Below are 16,870 nucleotides of genomic sequence, written 5' to 3' on the forward strand. Positions count from 1 at the left end.
TTGTTTTAAAGACGAGAGATGCGGGCATCTGCCCGAAATTGGGTGGTACCGCGGATTAAACACATTCGTCCCTGTCAGATTGATGACAGGGGCGATTTTTATTTTGCACCCCTAGCCAAAGGAGGTTGTCATGAAACAATCTTTTAAAACAAGTAAGCTCTACTATGGTTTTCCTATCTTCATTTTAGGCTATCAGGACCAGAACTTTGGGCACAATATCACGACCTGCAGTTCCTCTTATAGCCTTGGCGATTGGCTAGTCATCGGGGTTGGTGCTGAGGAAAATGCGGCTGACCAGATTAAGCATTATCAACAGTTCACTGTGAATATCCCTGACGAAAACCTCATGCTTGAGATGGAACAGGCTGGCTTTATCAGCCATCGGGAGAAATTGAAACACCTAGGGCTTGACTACGAGATTTCTGAACGAACTCAGGCTCCGATTTTGGAGGCCTGTCCAGTCGTTTTGGATTGCCAGGTTGATCGGATTATCGAGGAAGATGGCATCTGTCATATTTTTGCCAAGATTCTCGAGCGACTGGCTGATCCAGAGCTCTTAGATGACAAGGGCCATTTTAAAAATGACCGCTTTGCGCCGACTTACTTTATGGGGGACGGCCATCAGCGCGTTTACCGTTATCTAGATGACCGAGTCGATCTCATGGGAAGCTTTATTAAGAAAGCGAAAAAAAGAATGACAAGAGCTGAACTGCCAGAACGAATCGAAACGGAGCGACTGGTCTTGCGAGTCCGTACAGTAGCGGATGCAGAGGATATTCATGCATACGCCAGTCTCCCAGAAGTTTCTTACCCAGCAGGTTTTCCACCTGTCAAGATCTTGGAAGACGAGGTCTATTACCTAAAGCATATCCTTCCCGAGCGTAATGAAAAGGACAATCTCCCAGCAGGCTATGGAATTGTGGTCAAAGGGACTGATAAAATCATCGGCTCTGTTGATTTCAACCATCGCCACGAAGATGATGTGCTGGAGATTGGCTATACCTTGCACCCAGACTATTGGGGCCAAGGCTATGTGCCCGAAGCAGCGCGTGCCTTGATTGACCTAGCTTTTAAAGAACTGGGGCTTCACAAGGTAGAATTGTCTTGCTTTGGTTACAATGTCCAAAGTCAACGAGTCGCTGAGAAACTTGGTTTCACCCTTGAAGCTCGCATAAGAGACCGCAAAGATGCCCAAGGCAATCGCTGTGATGATTTGAGATACGGCTTGCTGAAGAGTGAGTGGGAAGGAATAAGATGAGCGATGTAAAAGAGGAAATAAGCTCTTTATCTGAGGAACAGTTACGTCAAATTGATGTGGAGTACGCTGAATTAAATGATAGTGATATTATCGAGCGATTAGCTTATTTAGAAATTAACAACAATGAAAAACGTATTATCATCTCTGATATTGAACCAACCAAAGAAATAATGTCAGTCTCGAACCAAATTTTTGAGATTCAAAAGGATTTTCAAAAAATCAAGAATATGTTCGAATTGTTTATTTCAGATGTCTCAGATTTTTTAAGTATTAAGAATAAACTTGAGTCAAAGGAATTAGAAATTGAAGAAGCAGACGTAAATCGTTTCATGATTCATTTATTATCCAGTGGAAAATTGTTTGTCGATTTTAATGAAAACCAAATTAAACAAAAATATTCCAAGGATAGTGAGGAGTTTGATTGTATACATGGTTTTGCAAGCTATCAGTATGATACCAATTTTGCTTATCGATTTTGTCATTCATTGAGGAATTATTCACAACATATTGACTTGCCAATAAATGAAGTAAAAGCTATTAGCCCAGATGATGAAACTGTTATAATCGATTTCTATATTGATTTAGATTATCTTTTAAATTCCAACTTTAAATGGAAAAAATTGAAAGCGGAGTTGATAAAACTAAATCAAAAGACATCTAAGATTGATGCTATAGCTCTAGTGAAAGAATACTTTAATGCTCTCACAGAGCTCTATGGTAATTATAATAAATTGTTTTTAAAGTTAAACCATAATACATTAGTAGATATTAAATCAAAGTTGGAATCATTAAAATTGAAACACTCTAGGTATTATATTTCAAAGATAAGCAAGTACGATCTCAAATATAATCCTGGAAATTATACTATGTCACCACTTGCAGCATTTGCTGAAATTGAAGAGATTTATATTGAACTTTCAAAAATTGGTTTGGTTAAAATTATCAATAAAAGTAATTAAAGGAGAACACACATGTCTAAAGAACTTTCACCTAAATACAATCCAGCCGAGGTTGAGGCTGGTCGTTATCAAAAATGGCTTGATGCCGATGTTTTCAAGCCTTCAGGCGATCAAAAGGCTAAGCCTTATTCTATCGTCATTCCACCACCAAATGTAACTGGTAAACTTCACCTTGGCCACGCTTGGGATACTACTTTGCAAGATATCATCATCCGTCAAAAACGGATGCAAGGTTTCGATACGCTTTGGCTTCCAGGGATGGACCATGCTGGGATTGCCACTCAAGCTAAAGTAGAAGCGCGTTTGGCTGAAGATGGCATCTCTCGTTATGATCTGGGTCGTGAAAAATTCCTTGAGAAAGTCTGGGAATGGAAAGACGAATATGCGACGACTATCAAGGAACAATGGGGCAAGATGGGGCTCTCTGTAGACTATTCTCGTGAGCGTTTCACCCTTGACGAAGGTCTATCAAAAGCTGTTCGTAAGGTCTTTGTAGAGCTTTACAAGAAGGGCTGGATTTACCGTGGTGAATTTATCATCAACTGGGATCCAAAAGCTCGTACAGCCCTTTCTGATATCGAGGTGATCCACAAGGATGTGGAAGGTGCCTTCTACCACATGAACTACATGTTGGAAGATGGTTCACGTGCCCTTGAAGTGGCAACAACACGTCCTGAAACCATGTTTGGGGATACAGCCGTAGCGGTTAACCCACATGATGACCGTTATAAAGATTTGATTGGTCAAAATGTTATCTTACCAATCTTGAACAAGCCAATCCCAATTGTTGGGGACGAACACGCAGACCCTGAATTCGGTACTGGTGTGGTGAAAATCACTCCTGCCCATGACCCTAACGACTTCTTGGTTGGTCAACGTCATAACTTGCCACAAGTCAACGTCATGAACGATGATGGTACCATGAATGAATTGGCTGGTGAATTCAACGGCATGGACCGTTTTGAAGCTCGTAAGGCTGTTATCAAGAAGTTAGAAGAAATCGGTGCGCTTGTTAAGATTGAGAAGATGACCCACTCAGTTGGTCACTCAGAGCGTACAGGAGTTATGGTTGAACCACGCTTGTCTACGCAATGGTTCGTGAAGATGGACCAATTGGCTAAAAATGCTATCGCAAACCAAGATACAGACGACAAAGTAGAATTCTACCCACCTCGTTTCAACGATACCTTCCTTCAATGGATGGAAAATGTCCACGATTGGGTTATTTCTCGTCAGCTCTGGTGGGGTCACCAAATCCCTGCCTGGTACAATGCTGAGGGTGAAATGTACGTCGGTGAAGAAGCTCCAGAAGGCGACGGATGGACTCAGGACGAAGACGTCTTGGATACGTGGTTCAGTTCTGCCCTTTGGCCATTCTCTACCATGGGCTGGCCTGATGTTGACTCAGAAGACTTCAAACGTTACTTCCCAACCTCAACCTTGGTAACAGGTTACGACATCATCTTCTTCTGGGTGTCTCGTATGATCTTCCAATCCTTGGAATTCACTGGACGTCAGCCATTCCAAAACGTTCTAATCCACGGTCTTATCCGCGATGAGCAAGGACGCAAGATGTCTAAATCTCTCGGTAACGGGATTGACCCGATGGATGTCATCGAGAAATATGGTGCCGATGCCCTTCGTTGGTTCCTTTCGAACGGTTCTGCGCCAGGGCAAGACGTACGCTTCTCTTACGAGAAAATGGATGCTTCATGGAACTTCATTAACAAGATCTGGAACATCTCTCGCTATATCCTCATGAACAATGAAGGCTTGACCCTGGATGCGGCGCGTGAAAATGTGGCTAAAGTGGCTGCTGGTCAAGCAGGAAACGTGACAGACCGTTGGATTCTCCACAACCTCAACGAAACTATTGGAAAAGTCACTGAAAACTTTGACAAGTTTGAATTCGGTGTGGCTGGTCACATCCTCTACAACTTCATCTGGGATGAGTTTGCGGACTGGTATGTTGAGTTGACTAAGGAAGTCCTTTATAGCGATAACGAAGAAGAGAAAGTTATCACACGTTCTGTTCTCCTTTACACTTTGGACAAGATCCTTCGTCTCCTTCACCCAATCATGCCATTTGTGACAGAGGAAATCTTTGGACAAATCTCAGAAGGTTCTATTGTTACAGCAGAATACCCAACTGTCAACCCAGCCTTTGAAGACCTTGCGGCTCATACTGGTGTCGAAAGCCTCAAAGACTTGATCCGTGCTGTTCGTAATGCGCGTGCAGAAGTGAACGTAGCACCAAGCAAGCCAATCACGATCCTTGTTAAGACTAGCGATAGCGACTTGGAATCTTTCTTTAACAGCAATGTCAACTACATCAAACGCTTCACAAATCCAGAACACTTGGAAATCGCATCAAACATCCCTGCACCTGAACTCGCTATGTCAAGCGTCATCACAGGAGCAGAAATCTACTTGCCACTGGCAGACCTCCTCAATGTCGAAGAAGAACTGGCTCGTCTCGACAAGGAACTGGCTAAATGGCAAAAAGAACTGGATATGGTCGGCAAGAAGCTCTCTAACGAACGCTTCGTAGCCAATGCTAAACCAGAAGTCGTCCAAAAAGAACGCGACAAACAAGCCGACTATCAAGCGAAATACGACGCGACTGTCGCACGTATTGATGAGATGAAGAAGTTGGTGAAATAAACACAAAAACACGGTGTAATGCCGTGTTTGTGTGGTATAATAGGGCGAATGGAGGTTTATATGAGAAGCTTTAAAATACAAGGGTTACATGATTCTAAGACGGTAAGTATACATTTTAATAATGCTGTTAATATTTTTGTAGGAGAGAATGGTGTTGGTAAGACTACTGTTTTAAATATTTTATACTATTTACTAAGTGGTAACTATGTTGAACTTAAAAAAATTGATTTTACAAAAATCTCTATTGAATTTAATGACAATGAGATAATTGAATTCTCAAAAGAGGAAGTAATGGATTACATTGATTTCCCTAATGAGGATGAGATTTATTTGAAGTATTCATTATGGAAGTTTAATGATATTAATCGCAGAGGTGAATTAGATTTCCATAGGGTGCTTAAACAGAAACAATTATATGGTAACAATGTTGTGTATGAACGATGGATGAAAGATATAGATGAATCAATTATTCATGACGTGAAAAATGCGACCGATTTTAAAAAGTTAAATCATGAGAGTCTGTATAAGAAAAATAGGATTAATAATAGGATTCCCTATAATTATTTTTTGTATTCTCTAGCAGCTATTTATGACGATTCTCATCTAACTCATTCACATAATGGTGAGTATGAGAATCCTTTTAAAACTTTTGTTAGTAGAATAGAGGCTTTTAAAAAAGATAAAAAAATATTGTACTTCCCAACTTATAGGCGAATTGAAGAAGAGATTTTTGCAAGCAATGATATTACCGACCTGCCATTCCGTGAAGAAATAAAAGAAAATTTGATAAATTTTGGAATGGAAGATGTAAAAAAACAGATTGATAATATTTTATATGGTATAAAAACAGTTACAAGCCAAAACTATGAACAAATGACAACAGGTTTGTTAAATGAATATACTACTGACAATGCTTTTGAATTTTCAGAACTTAAAAAATCTGATTCCGAAACAGTTAGAATTGCATTGAGTCGTTTAGGGAGTAAAGTTGAAAAGAGAACAATTGATATTATTATAGATAAATTTGAAAAAGATGGTTTATCAGAGGATAAAGATAAGTATCTTATGAATCTATTAAACAAAATTTTGGAAAATTATTCAAAATTAAGTGATATAGATAATAGAATTAAACGATTTGTTGATGTCGTAAACAAATACTTCATTAACAAAGAGTTTGTTTACGATCAGTCCTCTTTAGACATAGCTATTTATTCCAGAGAGAAGAAAAAAATTGAATTAAATCAACTATCTTCTGGTGAAAAACAATTGGTATCTATTTTTTCAAAAATACTATTAGAAGATAAAGAAACTATTGTATTATTTGATGAACCAGAGTTGTCATTGTCAATTGAATGGCAAAAAGAATTCCTAGTAGACATCTCCAACTCTAATTCCTTATTCTTTCTAGTTGCAGTGACACATTCTCCTTTCATATTTGAAAACCTATTTGATAATGTTTCTGATTTTGAAGTTTTTAGTGGAGATAAGAATTATGACGAAGAATAGTCGAGCAGAGGAGATGAGAGAAAAATCTAAAAATGCGGCATCTGCATGGCTTGATTTTTCTCAAAGAAAAAATAAGAATATGGATACCTATCATTTCTTTTTTGAAGGTTATGATAGATTCTATTACTTTAATAAATTTAAAGAGGTTCATTATAGTTTGTTGAAAAGCTATCCTTTGTGTAATCAGTATGAATGTGGTGGGAAAAGTGAAGTTTTAAAAATACATCAAAAAATTTGTAGAGAAGAATCATTGATTCCTAAAAATCAATTATTATTTTTTATAGATAAAGATTACGATAATGTAGGTCCATTGCAACCTTGTTATGAAGGAGTCTATCAAACTGATTTTTATTCAATAGAGAATTTTTATACTTCCTCTGAAGTCATTGAGCGAATTATAGAGGAAGAAATTGGATACAATCGAGGAAGTGCAGAGTTTGATGAACTAGTATCTAAATATGAAAAATTGCACCAGAGTTTTATTGTTAAATTAACTGACTATAATTTATTCAGCATGTTGTGCATAAAATATAATTTTCAGTTGAAATTTGAAGAATTCAATATTATTAATTGTATAATCATAAAAGATTTTTCTATAGAACTTATTAATGCGGGTATCGATGGAAAACCATTATATGATATAGATATTGACTATTTAATTACACGTTATGAATTTCAGTTAGAAAAAAAAATACGTAAGTTAAAAAATGAAGGTAATGATGTTAGTCATTTCATAGATCTATTAAATCTTTTTAAGAGTAAAAAAAGAGATATTAAAAGATTTATCCAGTGTTATAAACAAACGGAATCTTTTGATATTAATTACTTTTTTAGAGGAAAAGAAGATTTCAAATTTTTAGTTAATTTTCTTAGACAAATAGAATTTTCTTACGGATGTAAAACAAATTTATCTTTAAATTCTCCTGAAAAAACATTATTGTCTCATCTAGCAAAGCATGCAATTACTTCTCCTAGTTTGTTATCTTATTTTGAAGAAAAAATATCCAATTAATATTTTTTAATAATATAAAATAAAGTCGTTAACAAATGTATATGTTTTACTAAAGATCTTAATTTAATAATTATTTAAAGTAATTCATAACGGACATTATTGCTCATAAAGCTAAACTTAGTATATAAGTTGATTATATAAATTTTAGATACAAGTTTACAACAAAAAAGAATACAATATATTTTGAAAATCATTACTTTTTAACAAGATTTTACACTAAATGATAAGTTTTTAGAAAGCAGGTTACTACATGACAAATTCTGTAAGTTCGAACCGACCTGAGAAGTACAACATTGCAGCCTTTTTCTCAGGTGTTGGGGGAATTGAGTTGGGATTTGAACAGACCAACGAGTTCAGAGTGGTGTATGCCAATGAATTTGATAAGTATGCGCGTCAGACTTATCAGTTAAACCATCCAGATACCTATTTGGATGGTCGTGATATTCACGATGTTCAGCCAGAGGATATTCCAGCTGAGCGCGTGGATGTGATTATGGGAGGTTTCCCTTGCCAAGCCTTTAGTATTGCGGGTTATCGCAAGGGCTTTGATGATGACCGTGGCGATCTTTTCTTTGAGTTGCTTCGCATGATTGAAGGGCGTAAACCTCGGGCTATTTTCATCGAAAACGTCAAGAACATGGTCGGTCATGACCATGGCAATACCTTCAAGGTCATTCGTGAAGCCTTGACGGAGAATAACTACTTTATCAAGTGGAAGGTTCTCAACGGAAAAGATTATGGAAATATCCCACAAAACCGTGAGCGGATTTACATTGTTGGTTTTGATACCAAGGAAGCTTATGACTTGTTTGAATTCCCAGAGGAAATCAAACTGACTACTACCCTTCAGGATGTGATTAGCTTTGGCGATAAGCTAGACGAAGTCTACTACTATCGTGAAGGCAAGCAAAATTTCTACGACCAGTTGAAGTTTGAAGTGACTAGTCAAGATACGGTCTACCAGTGGCGCCGTCAATATGTCCGTGAAAATAAAAACGGCGTCGTACCTACCCTAACAGCAAATATGGGAACAGGTGGACATAACGTTCCATTGATTTTGACGGACAGTGGTGAGATTCGTAAGCTGACACCGAAGGAAACCTTCAATGTACAAGGCTACCCTAAATCCTTTAAAATCCCAGAGGGGGTTTCTAACGGTCAGCTCTACAAGCAGGCTGGAAACAGCGTAGTCGTTCCCGTGATTAAACGCATCGCGAAGAATGTTGCCAAGGCCTTGAACGAGAGTCAAGGGCAATCTCAACTTGATCGGTCAGGAAAAATTGCCATTATCTACACCAAAATGAACGGTCAATTTGAAGGGCAATCCTATGTCAAGGACTTTGTAGATAGCTATGAGCAAGCTCTTGAAAAAATCAAGGCTTATGACGATGGTTTAGCGGTTCTGTCAGATGAAGAGTATTTGAGACTTGTAAAAAAACAAGGCAAACTCGAATTTTACAGTATTAATTAACGAATATATAAGAGGATTAGTGAAAAACTAATCTTCTTTTGATATACTGAAAATAGAAAAGAGGGCGCTTATGTGGGAACATCTAAAGTCTGAACAAAAAGACAAATACAAAACCTTAATTACCAACTTCGCTAGCTTGAGCCAAGCTTTCTCTCAAAAGGCAGAATCCGAAGACGAGGGACAAACAGAACAATCTGTCGCTCCTATCGTCAACTCCAAATTTCAGGAGACTGTTTTTCAAAAAGCCTTTAATGCCGTTGGGGAAGATATCGCCAATACTTCCTATGATGCTTCCGTCATTGTGGATGAAAATCATAAATACCTAGTGGGTATCAAGTCTTTTGGGATTAATTCAGGAGACCAAAAAATTGCCCAGTTCAAGAAAGATTCTCAATCTTGGACGGACTTATTGGGTGACATCAAGTTTCATGCGGATATTTCAGCTGATAAAGAGGCTGCAGACAAGGAAAACTATCAACGATATGAAGAGTTAGCACGAAAGATTGCGACCTTAAGAAATCAGAGAATCGAATCTTCCAAGGCGCAAATCAAGGGATTCAACTCTGACTCGGTCAATGTTGAAGCTGTTTATCACGTCCTTATGCCAACACCAAAAGGAGAAAATCCTAAGATTTTTGTTGGTGAAACATCTTATTTACCAGTTGATATTGATAATCTGGTCATTGAAGGATCAACTACCAAAAACAATCCTACTAATTTTCGATTTACGGATGGACAACACCACTACAAGTACACGGCAGCTGACAGCCAACTCCACATGACTTTTAACAATAAAGACATTGTTGTAGACACTTGGGATGTCCATTACATCGAAGATCCTTTTTCTCTCTTTGAAAATCTTCATTTGCTAACAGCTGAAAAGCAACAATCCGATATCTTAGAAACGGTGTCTTGGGTAATCACAGACAAACATGGAAATGTAGAAGAAAACTCTGGTTTTAATGCCTTTAACGGTGGTTCAAAACTAGCCAAAAAAGATCGTCTGCCACGGATTCTAAAGATTCAGGATAAATTTAAGAACAGTCTAGCTCCAGAAGAACTAGCTTTTGTGACCTTCTCCTTAGAAGAAATCCTCTTGAAAAAGTGGACCAGCAGGGATGAAAAAGCTCAGATGAAGGCGATTCGTGAGGACTTGATTAACTTCGTCCACAATACTGGCAATAAAAAACTCATAAAAGAAATTGAACAACTCGTCTATCGTCCAGTTAGTGAAGTTTACATTCCCCTACCTGACTCCAAAAATTTCCACGACGAAAGGCCAGACTTCTTTGGTCCTGGATTTGGGACTTTTGAACCTGACACTAAAAAACTAGCACTATCCAAAGAAGAAAGAACCTTTAAACTACGCTTTTTACCTTCAGGTGATGTCATCAACGCCTATATCAATCAAGAAGCCGGAAAGGCGATTCAGTCAACTGATAAGCAAGAAATTCTTGGGAATTGGATCTTGCGTGGTGTTTTCCAGTTGAAGGAACGAGAAGTTTTGACAGGTCAAAGACTCAATGAACTAGAAATCAACGGAATTCGATTGACCAAGTTTAAAAACGGGGAAATCGGGATTGAATTCATCTGGATTGATACCGAAAACCCACCAAGTGATGCCATCGGCTGGGTAGCAAAATAGCTCTGAATAGCACAAAAAATCTCTTAGATCCATTTCTAAGAGATTTTTTCTTTCTCCCCCTCACAACCATCCTTCTTCTTCGGCAGTTTTAGCTGCTTCGGTTCGGTTGCTTGCGCCTAGTTTGGAGAGGATATTGGTCATGTAATTACGGACGGTGCCGTTTGAGAGGTAGAGCTTATCTGCAATTTCTTGGTTGGAGAGACCTTGGGCTACTCCATGTAGAACAGCGATTTCTTGCTCAGTCAAGGGATTGGGATGGGTCATCATGACTTCCATCAGCTCTGGAGAATATTCCTTGCGTCCCTCTAACACCGTATGCAGAGTTTGCATGAGCTCGGCGATGCTTCGTTCTTTCAAGACATAGGCGTCTACTCCTACTTTGACAGCTCGTTCAAAATAGCCTGGACGTTTAAAGGTCGTAACGATAACCACCTTTGTTTCAGGTACTTCTTGTTTGATCCACTCGAGCGCTTCTAGTCCTGTCTTGACTGGCATTTCGACGTCAAGGATGGCAATATCTACTGCTTCTTTCCTCAAAACCTCGATAGCCTCGGCTCCATTTTTTGCCTGCAAGACAGCCTCCACATCTGGTTGAAAGCTCAAGAGCTGGCACATGGCATCTCTAAGCATACTTTGATCTTCTGCGACTAATACTTTCATCTACTTTCTCTCCTTATAAGGCAGATGCACACGCACCTCTGTGGGATCTTTCAAACTAACCAGCTCTACTTGACCTGAGAAGGCTGCTGCACGGTCACGGACTGTATGGAGTTCATTTCCTTTTACAGTGACAAATCCTTTCCCGTCATCTCTAACTGTCAGGAGCAATTCCTGATCTGTACGTTCCAGTTTTAGATAGGCTTTTTCAGCGCTGGCATGCTTGATGATATTGGTCGCAAGTTCTAACAAAATCATAGCGGCTGTCGACTCTACATCTTGGGTCAAACTAGCCTTGTCCAATTGATTCTCAACCTCGACCTCAATCCCAGCAATTTCCAGCATCTTCTTAACAGTCTCAAGTTCTGAAGCTAGGGTCCGTGATTTCAGATTTTCCACAATGGTTCGCACTTCATTCATGGAATCTTTGCTGATCTGGTGAATTTCTTTTAATTCCTTCTCCACCTGTGGATAGGCCTGCATCTGAAATAATTGCAAGGCTAAATCTGTCTTGACACTCAGCATAGCAAAAGTGTGTCCCAGACTATCATGCAAATCTTGACCGATACGACTGCGTTCATTTTCAGCTAGCAATAGATTTATCTGGGCATTTTGCTTGGCCTGAGCTTCTTTCAAATCCTCCACAATCCGAATCCGAACCATACCAAATGTCATTAAATCGACAAAAGCAAGAATTACAAGTAGATAGAATAGAAACTCAACTTCGATTCTCTGAATAATCAAAAGTTGGCCCACAACAAGCACTTGAACAAGGAGAAAAGTCCAGACATGAAAAGACTTTAAACTACGTACACCAAAATGATAAATTAAGAGATTGGAAAGGAAAAAGAAGAACCACACATAGTTCCCATAAATAAAGACGGTATTTCCAGCCACATAAGCTAACATGATGAACCAAAAGAGCCAGGATAAGCGCTGACTCTTGGTTGTTAAAACGCCTAAATAAGCCACCACAAATAGAATATCAACTAGTAAATGCCAGCTAGGAATTTCCCCAACTACTGCAGAGAGGATAGGGAAAACCATAAAAATCAAACTGGCCAAAAACATATAGTGTATGCTTTTTAGTCTTTCAAGCATTAAGCATTCTCCTTATGACCTTGAAGGTAAATGGTCAAACCAAACAAAACTGTTGAAAAAACAAGTAGATAAACTGTGGCTGATAAATTGATGCCACCCTCGTTTAAGAAGGTCTTGAGCAACTCCATCAACTGGTAGGTTGGCAGACACTTCCCGATTGCTTGCATCCAGTCTGGAAATAAAGAGATGGGTATCCAGAGTCCGCCTAACACAGCCAAGCCTAGATAGAGAAGATTGCCCACGACAGACATCAGCTGACTAGAAGGCAAGAGTGTCAAGGTCAAGCCAAGCGCTACAAAGGCAATACTTCCTACTATCAGCAAGAACGCAGCCCCAATCCAGCTTCCTAGAGGCATATCTACACCTCTGACCAAGTGCCCAACTGAGAAAACAACCAGGATTGAGACCAAATAATCAACCATCATACTTGTTATCTTTGATAGATAATATTCTACCATATTTACTGGAGTATGGCGCAATGTTTTCTGCCAGTTGTTGATTTTATCGGTATGTAAAACAGCTGGGAATGAAAACATAGCTGTTGACATCATAGAAAAAGCTGTCATAGAGATGAGGTAGTCGCGCATAAAATTTGCTGGCCCATCTGGTGTGTCCTGGTACATGCCTGAAAAGAATAAATAGAAGGCCGTCGGCATCCCTACGGATAATAGATAATAGACTAATTGACGTTTGGTCAATAGAAATTCTATCTTGTTTAGTGCAATCCATCGTTTCATCTTAGTCATCTCCCTTTTGTGTTTCTTCAAAGATTGTATCCAACAAGCTACGATTATTGACTTCAATTTCTTGAATCCTACACCCTGCTTGCACTAACAGTTGCCAAAAAGCATCCGCTTCACGTGTGACTACTTGCAAAGCATCTTGTTTTTGTGACCAGTTTTCAACCAAGTTAGACTGCTCAATGACTTTCTTGTAAGCCAGAGGTAGGATGAAGTGCTTTTCAATCTCCTCACTGCGCATGGCTAGAGGTGTCGTATCACGAATCAACTCTCCCTTATTTAAGACCAAGATTCGGTCCGCTGTATGCTCTACCTCTTCGATATAATGGGACGAATAGAGAATGGTAACTCCCTGAGCTTTTAGCTCCTGAACAATTTCCCAAAAACGTTGACGAGTTGAGGTATCCATGGCTGCAGTAGGTTCATCCAAAAAGACAAGCTTTGGTCGGCCAATCAAGGTCAAGACAAAAGAGAAGAGACGCTTTTGCCCACCTGACAATTTTTCTGCGAATTGTTCTTTTTGTTGCGGGTCAAACTGCAATAGCTGATCGATTTCCTGGTTGCTCAAAAAATTTGGGTAAATGCTTTGAAAGAATGCAATCAACTCTTTGACCTTTAATTTCTGAACGATGACATTTTCTTGAGGCAGGTAGCTTCTAATATAGTCTAACTGAGAGCTCGTCACTGGCAAGCCTTGGATGGATACTTGACCGCTAGTGACCAGTTTATCTCCAAGCAAACAGTCCAAGAGTGTTGTCTTTCCAGCACCATTGGGCCCAATCAAGGCGACGCATTCACCTTCAGCTACCTCAAAGGAAATATCCTTCAAAATAGCCTTGCCCTTGATGTTTTTATTTAGGCTTTCTACCTTAATCATGTTCATGATATTCTCCTTTCAGCCACTCCTTTCCCATCGGAAAGGCGATAAAAATCATAAATCCTAGACCCCAGGCACCGCGAATGACTTGATGAAGGAAGGCTTGATCAAACCAACCTGTAAACATTTCGACCAACCATACCACTAGTGATAGTCCAATAAAAAGATAGAGAATCGCTTTTTTCATTTTTCAAACTCCTTTTTCACATCTGAGACCAATTTCAAACCTTCTCGGATCAACCAAGACATGATTCCAAAACCTGCAAATAGCTCCCAAGGAAAATGATAGAAGCCTTCATCCAATCCTGAGAACATGAGATAAGTCATGACTCCTGCTGCTACTAAACTCATTGCGACAATTACTTTATGTTTCATTTTTTTCTTCCTCCATTTGATACATCTAGTATAATTCTTTGAAGGTAGAATCACTAGAAGCTTCTGTCATGAGGAAATATGACAAATGTCACAAAAAAAAGAAAGTTGATTTCTCAACTTTCTTTTTCTATTATTTAATCTTTATTCCACACTGAAAAGATATGGGTAAACCGGTTGTTGACCTTGGTGGATTTCTACTTCGACATCTTCGAATTCCTCTGCGATTTCTTGAGCAATTTCATTTGCCAATTCTTCGCTTCCGTCTTCTCCAACATAGAAGGTTACGATTTCACTGTCTTCGTCCAACATATGTTTCAATGTTTCAGTCAATGTTTGGTGCATATCAGGGTTTGATACGAGAATCTTACCATCCACCATACCAAGATTGTCATTTTCATGAATTTCTAGACCATCGATAGTTGTGTCACGAACGGCTGTTGTTACACTACCGCTGACAACGTCGCCAAGGGCTGCAGTCATGCGTTCTTGGTTTTCTTCGATAGACTTGCTTGGGTCAAATGCTAGAAGGCTAGTCAATCCTTGAGGAATTGTACGAGCTTCTACCACAACAGCTGGTTGTTCCAATACTTCAGCTGCAGATTGAGCTGCCATGAAGATGTTTTTGTTGTTTGGCAAGAAGATGATGTTACGAGCATTAACTTTCTCAACAGCCTTAACAAAGTCTTCTGTCGAAGGGTTCATGGTTTGTCCACCCTCGATGACATAGTCCACACCTTGAGCACGGAAGATGTCTGCCAATCCTTGTCCAGCCACTACTGCGATAAGAGCATATTCTTTTTCTTCAACTGGCTTGCTGACTTGAGCTTCTTCTTTTTCTACCTGCGCTTCGTGTTGGTTACGCATGTTGTCGACTTTAACCTTGACCAAGCTACCATATTTGAGACCTTCTTGCATAACAAGTCCTGGATCTTCTGTATGGACGTGAACTTTAACGATTTCGTCATCATTGACAACAAGTAGAGAATCCCCAAGTTCGTTCAAGTAGTTACGGAATTCTTCGTAGTCAAACTCTTTAGCATAAGTTGGACCTTGCTTGAGGGCAACCATGATCTCCGTACAGTAACCAAAGGTAATGTCTTCAGTTGCTACATGTCCGGCTACAGATTTGTGGTGTTCTGCATTAATCATCTCACCCATATTGGCTGGAGTCGCTACAAAGTCTTCAGATGCACTGTATTCACCAGTAAGAGCTGAAAGGAATCCTTCATAGATGAAGACCAAACCTTGACCACCTGAGTCCACAACTCCAACTTCCTTCAATACTGGAAGCATTTCTGGAGTTTTAGCAAGGGCTGCTTTAGCTCCTTCCAAGGCTGCACGCATAACTTCAACTGCGTCATCTGTCTGTTCTGCTTTTTTCTTAGCACCGATGGCAGCACCACGTGATACTGTCAAGATTGTCCCTTCAACAGGCTTCATAACAGCCTTGTAGGCAACCTCAACACCTGATTGGAAAGCAAGAGCTAGGTCTTTCCCTGTTAACTCTTCTTTTGTCTTGATAGCTTGTGAAAATCCACGGAAAAGCTGAGAAGTGATAACTCCTGAGTTTCCACGCGCACCCATCAAAAGACCTTTAGCCAAGATACTTGCAGCCTCACCAACAGTTGAAGCTGGTTTGTCTGCTACTTCTTTAGCACCATTTTCGATTGTCATTCCCATGTTTGTTCCTGTATCTCCATCTGGAACTGGGAAGACGTTCAATGAATTGACATATTCGGCTTGCTTGTTCAAACGAGTTGAAGCAGCCTGTACCATTTCTTGAAATAAGCTTGTAGTAATATTTGACACGATTATTCTCCTACAACTTTGATATTTTGAATGTAGACATTCACAGTTTGAGCAGTGATTCCAAGTTGGTTCTCTAGGCTAAAGCGAACACGTTCTTGGATGTTTTTTGAAACTTCACTGATTTTTGTACCGTAGCTCAATACAGTATATACATCAACTGCAATACTACCGTCTTCAGCTGCTTTAACGACTACACCTTTTGAATAATTTTCCTTACCAAGAAGGGCTTGGAAATTATCTTTGAGGGCATTTTTACTAGCCATACCGACTACACCAAAAATTTCAGTTGCTGCACCACCTACGACAGTAGCGATTACATCATCTGTCAGTTCGACTTGACCATCTTTTGTATTAATTTTTACAGTCATTTTTTTTACCTCAAATAGTTGATACTCTATTTTATCATATTTCAGCCCAACTGTAAAAGCAGAATGATGTATCATCGGATATTTGCTTGATTTTTCAAATGATTTCAGCTGTCGAGCAAAACAAAAAAGACCCTGTAGGTCTTTTCATGTTTATTAAACGCGTTCTACTTTTCCTGATTTCAAAGCACGAGCTGAAGCCCAAACTTTTTTAGGTTTACCATCGATAAGAACAGTAACTTTTTGAAGGTTTGGTTTTACGGCACGTTTAGTTTGGTTCATCGCGTGTGAACGGTTGTTTCCTGATACAGTCTTACGACCTGTAAAGTAACATACTTTAGCCATTGTGTTTTCCTCCTATTAGATCTAATATAGCGGATGTGCTAGCACCACATACCGTACTATGTTATCACACTTTCTCCATTTTGGCA

General features: G+C 39.3%; 16 protein-coding genes and 1 pseudogene. 8 read left to right on the plus strand and 9 right to left on the minus strand.

Translation table 11 applies throughout. The annotated features are described in order from the left end of the window. Positions 1–130: 130 nt before the first annotated feature. From I1J71_RS01010 to I1J71_RS01045, 8 genes and pseudogenes are all read left to right on the plus strand, one after another. Positions 131–694 (plus strand): annotated as a pseudogene (locus tag I1J71_RS01010) (flavin reductase family protein); the annotation flags it as partial. Beyond that, a complete protein-coding gene (locus I1J71_RS01015; RefSeq protein WP_195183489.1) occupies positions 695–1,258 on the plus strand; it encodes a GNAT family N-acetyltransferase in 564 nt (187 codons plus the stop codon). Next, positions 1,255–2,217 (plus strand): ribosome-binding factor A, encoded by a 963-nt coding sequence (locus I1J71_RS01020; RefSeq protein WP_195183400.1) that lies wholly within the window; start codon positions 1,255–1,257, stop codon positions 2,215–2,217. Before I1J71_RS01015 ends, I1J71_RS01020 begins: the two co-directional genes overlap by 4 nt. Before the next feature lie 12 nt (positions 2,218–2,229). Then, complete coding sequence (locus tag I1J71_RS01025) at positions 2,230–4,881, plus strand: valine--tRNA ligase (RefSeq protein WP_195183401.1); 2,652 nt, start codon at positions 2,230–2,232, stop codon at positions 4,879–4,881. Between the two features lie 60 nt (positions 4,882–4,941). After that, the gene (locus tag I1J71_RS01030; RefSeq protein ID WP_195183402.1) at positions 4,942–6,387 is read left to right on the plus strand and encodes an AAA family ATPase; all 1,446 of its coding nucleotides are present in this window, start codon (positions 4,942–4,944) and stop codon (positions 6,385–6,387) included. Further along, the gene (locus I1J71_RS01035) at positions 6,374–7,399 is read left to right on the plus strand and encodes a DUF4435 domain-containing protein (protein ID WP_195183403.1); all 1,026 of its coding nucleotides are present in this window, start codon (positions 6,374–6,376) and stop codon (positions 7,397–7,399) included. Before I1J71_RS01030 ends, I1J71_RS01035 begins: the two co-directional genes overlap by 14 nt. Positions 7,400–7,649: 250 nt before the next feature. Further along, complete coding sequence (locus I1J71_RS01040) at positions 7,650–8,870, plus strand: DNA cytosine methyltransferase (RefSeq protein ID WP_195183404.1); 1,221 nt, start codon at positions 7,650–7,652, stop codon at positions 8,868–8,870. A gap of 70 nt (positions 8,871–8,940) precedes the next feature. Next, a complete protein-coding gene (locus I1J71_RS01045; RefSeq protein WP_195183405.1) occupies positions 8,941–10,515 on the plus strand; it encodes a hypothetical protein in 1,575 nt (524 codons plus the stop codon). A 60-nt stretch (positions 10,516–10,575) separates the two neighbouring features. Here I1J71_RS01045 and I1J71_RS01050 read toward each other — a convergent pair whose 3' ends face one another. The 9 genes from I1J71_RS01050 to rpmB form a co-directional block, all read right to left on the minus strand. Further along, positions 10,576–11,175, minus strand: a complete 600-nt coding sequence (locus I1J71_RS01050; RefSeq protein ID WP_195183406.1) for a response regulator transcription factor — start codon at positions 11,173–11,175, stop codon at positions 10,576–10,578. Next, positions 11,176–12,273, minus strand: a complete 1,098-nt coding sequence (locus tag I1J71_RS01055; RefSeq protein ID WP_195183407.1) for a sensor histidine kinase — start codon at positions 12,271–12,273, stop codon at positions 11,176–11,178. Next, positions 12,273–13,010, minus strand: coding sequence for an ABC transporter permease (locus tag I1J71_RS01060; protein ID WP_195183408.1), 738 nt, complete (start codon positions 13,008–13,010; stop codon positions 12,273–12,275). Before I1J71_RS01060 ends, I1J71_RS01055 begins: the two co-directional genes overlap by 1 nt. A gap of 1 nt (position 13,011) precedes the next feature. Continuing rightward, on the minus strand, positions 13,012–13,896 hold the full coding sequence (locus I1J71_RS01065; protein WP_195183409.1) for an ABC transporter ATP-binding protein: 885 nt from the start codon (positions 13,894–13,896) through the stop codon (positions 13,012–13,014). Beyond that, on the minus strand, positions 13,883–14,077 hold the full coding sequence (locus tag I1J71_RS01070) for a hypothetical protein (protein WP_004250555.1): 195 nt from the start codon (positions 14,075–14,077) through the stop codon (positions 13,883–13,885). The genes I1J71_RS01065 and I1J71_RS01070 overlap by 14 nt, the downstream gene beginning before the upstream one ends. Next, positions 14,074–14,265, minus strand: a complete 192-nt coding sequence (locus I1J71_RS01075; protein ID WP_006146174.1) for a hypothetical protein — start codon at positions 14,263–14,265, stop codon at positions 14,074–14,076. The genes I1J71_RS01070 and I1J71_RS01075 overlap by 4 nt, the downstream gene beginning before the upstream one ends. Before the next feature lie 141 nt (positions 14,266–14,406). Beyond that, a complete protein-coding gene (locus I1J71_RS01080) occupies positions 14,407–16,074 on the minus strand; it encodes a DAK2 domain-containing protein (RefSeq protein ID WP_049496888.1) in 1,668 nt (555 codons plus the stop codon). A gap of 2 nt (positions 16,075–16,076) precedes the next feature. Then, positions 16,077–16,442, minus strand: coding sequence for an Asp23/Gls24 family envelope stress response protein (locus I1J71_RS01085; protein WP_000216443.1), 366 nt, complete (start codon positions 16,440–16,442; stop codon positions 16,077–16,079). A 153-nt stretch (positions 16,443–16,595) separates the two neighbouring features. Next, positions 16,596–16,784, minus strand: coding sequence for a 50S ribosomal protein L28 (gene rpmB / locus I1J71_RS01090; RefSeq protein WP_001140948.1), 189 nt, complete (start codon positions 16,782–16,784; stop codon positions 16,596–16,598). Positions 16,785–16,870: the final 86 nt, after the last annotated feature.

This window comes from Streptococcus infantis (assembly GCF_015546995.1).
Lineage (GTDB): Bacteria > Bacillota > Bacilli > Lactobacillales > Streptococcaceae > Streptococcus > Streptococcus infantis_J.

Excerpts from the sequence above, each read along its gene's own strand:
- I1J71_RS01060 (WP_195183408.1), bottom strand. The coding sequence starts at position 13,010 with ATGAAACGATGGATTGCACTAAACAAGATAGAATTTCTATTGACCAAA.
- I1J71_RS01085 (WP_000216443.1), bottom strand. The coding sequence starts at position 16,442 with ATGACTGTAAAAATTAATACAAAAGATGGTCAAGTCGAACTGACAGAT.
- I1J71_RS01040 (WP_195183404.1), top strand. The coding sequence starts at position 7,650 with ATGACAAATTCTGTAAGTTCGAACCGACCTGAGAAGTACAACATTGCA.
- I1J71_RS01070 (WP_004250555.1), bottom strand. The coding sequence starts at position 14,077 with ATGAAAAAAGCGATTCTCTATCTTTTTATTGGACTATCACTAGTGGTA.
- I1J71_RS01045 (WP_195183405.1), top strand. The coding sequence starts at position 8,941 with ATGTGGGAACATCTAAAGTCTGAACAAAAAGACAAATACAAAACCTTA.
- I1J71_RS01055 (WP_195183407.1), bottom strand. The coding sequence starts at position 12,273 with ATGCTTGAAAGACTAAAAAGCATACACTATATGTTTTTGGCCAGTTTG.
- I1J71_RS01015 (WP_195183489.1), top strand. The coding sequence starts at position 695 with ATGACAAGAGCTGAACTGCCAGAACGAATCGAAACGGAGCGACTGGTC.
- rpmB (WP_001140948.1), bottom strand. The coding sequence starts at position 16,784 with ATGGCTAAAGTATGTTACTTTACAGGTCGTAAGACTGTATCAGGAAAC.
- I1J71_RS01025 (WP_195183401.1), top strand. The coding sequence starts at position 2,230 with ATGTCTAAAGAACTTTCACCTAAATACAATCCAGCCGAGGTTGAGGCT.
- I1J71_RS01035 (WP_195183403.1), top strand. The coding sequence starts at position 6,374 with ATGACGAAGAATAGTCGAGCAGAGGAGATGAGAGAAAAATCTAAAAAT.
- I1J71_RS01065 (WP_195183409.1), bottom strand. The coding sequence starts at position 13,896 with ATGAACATGATTAAGGTAGAAAGCCTAAATAAAAACATCAAGGGCAAG.
- I1J71_RS01030 (WP_195183402.1), top strand. The coding sequence starts at position 4,942 with ATGAGAAGCTTTAAAATACAAGGGTTACATGATTCTAAGACGGTAAGT.
- I1J71_RS01075 (WP_006146174.1), bottom strand. The coding sequence starts at position 14,265 with ATGAAACATAAAGTAATTGTCGCAATGAGTTTAGTAGCAGCAGGAGTC.
- I1J71_RS01050 (WP_195183406.1), bottom strand. The coding sequence starts at position 11,175 with ATGAAAGTATTAGTCGCAGAAGATCAAAGTATGCTTAGAGATGCCATG.
- I1J71_RS01020 (WP_195183400.1), top strand. The coding sequence starts at position 1,255 with ATGAGCGATGTAAAAGAGGAAATAAGCTCTTTATCTGAGGAACAGTTA.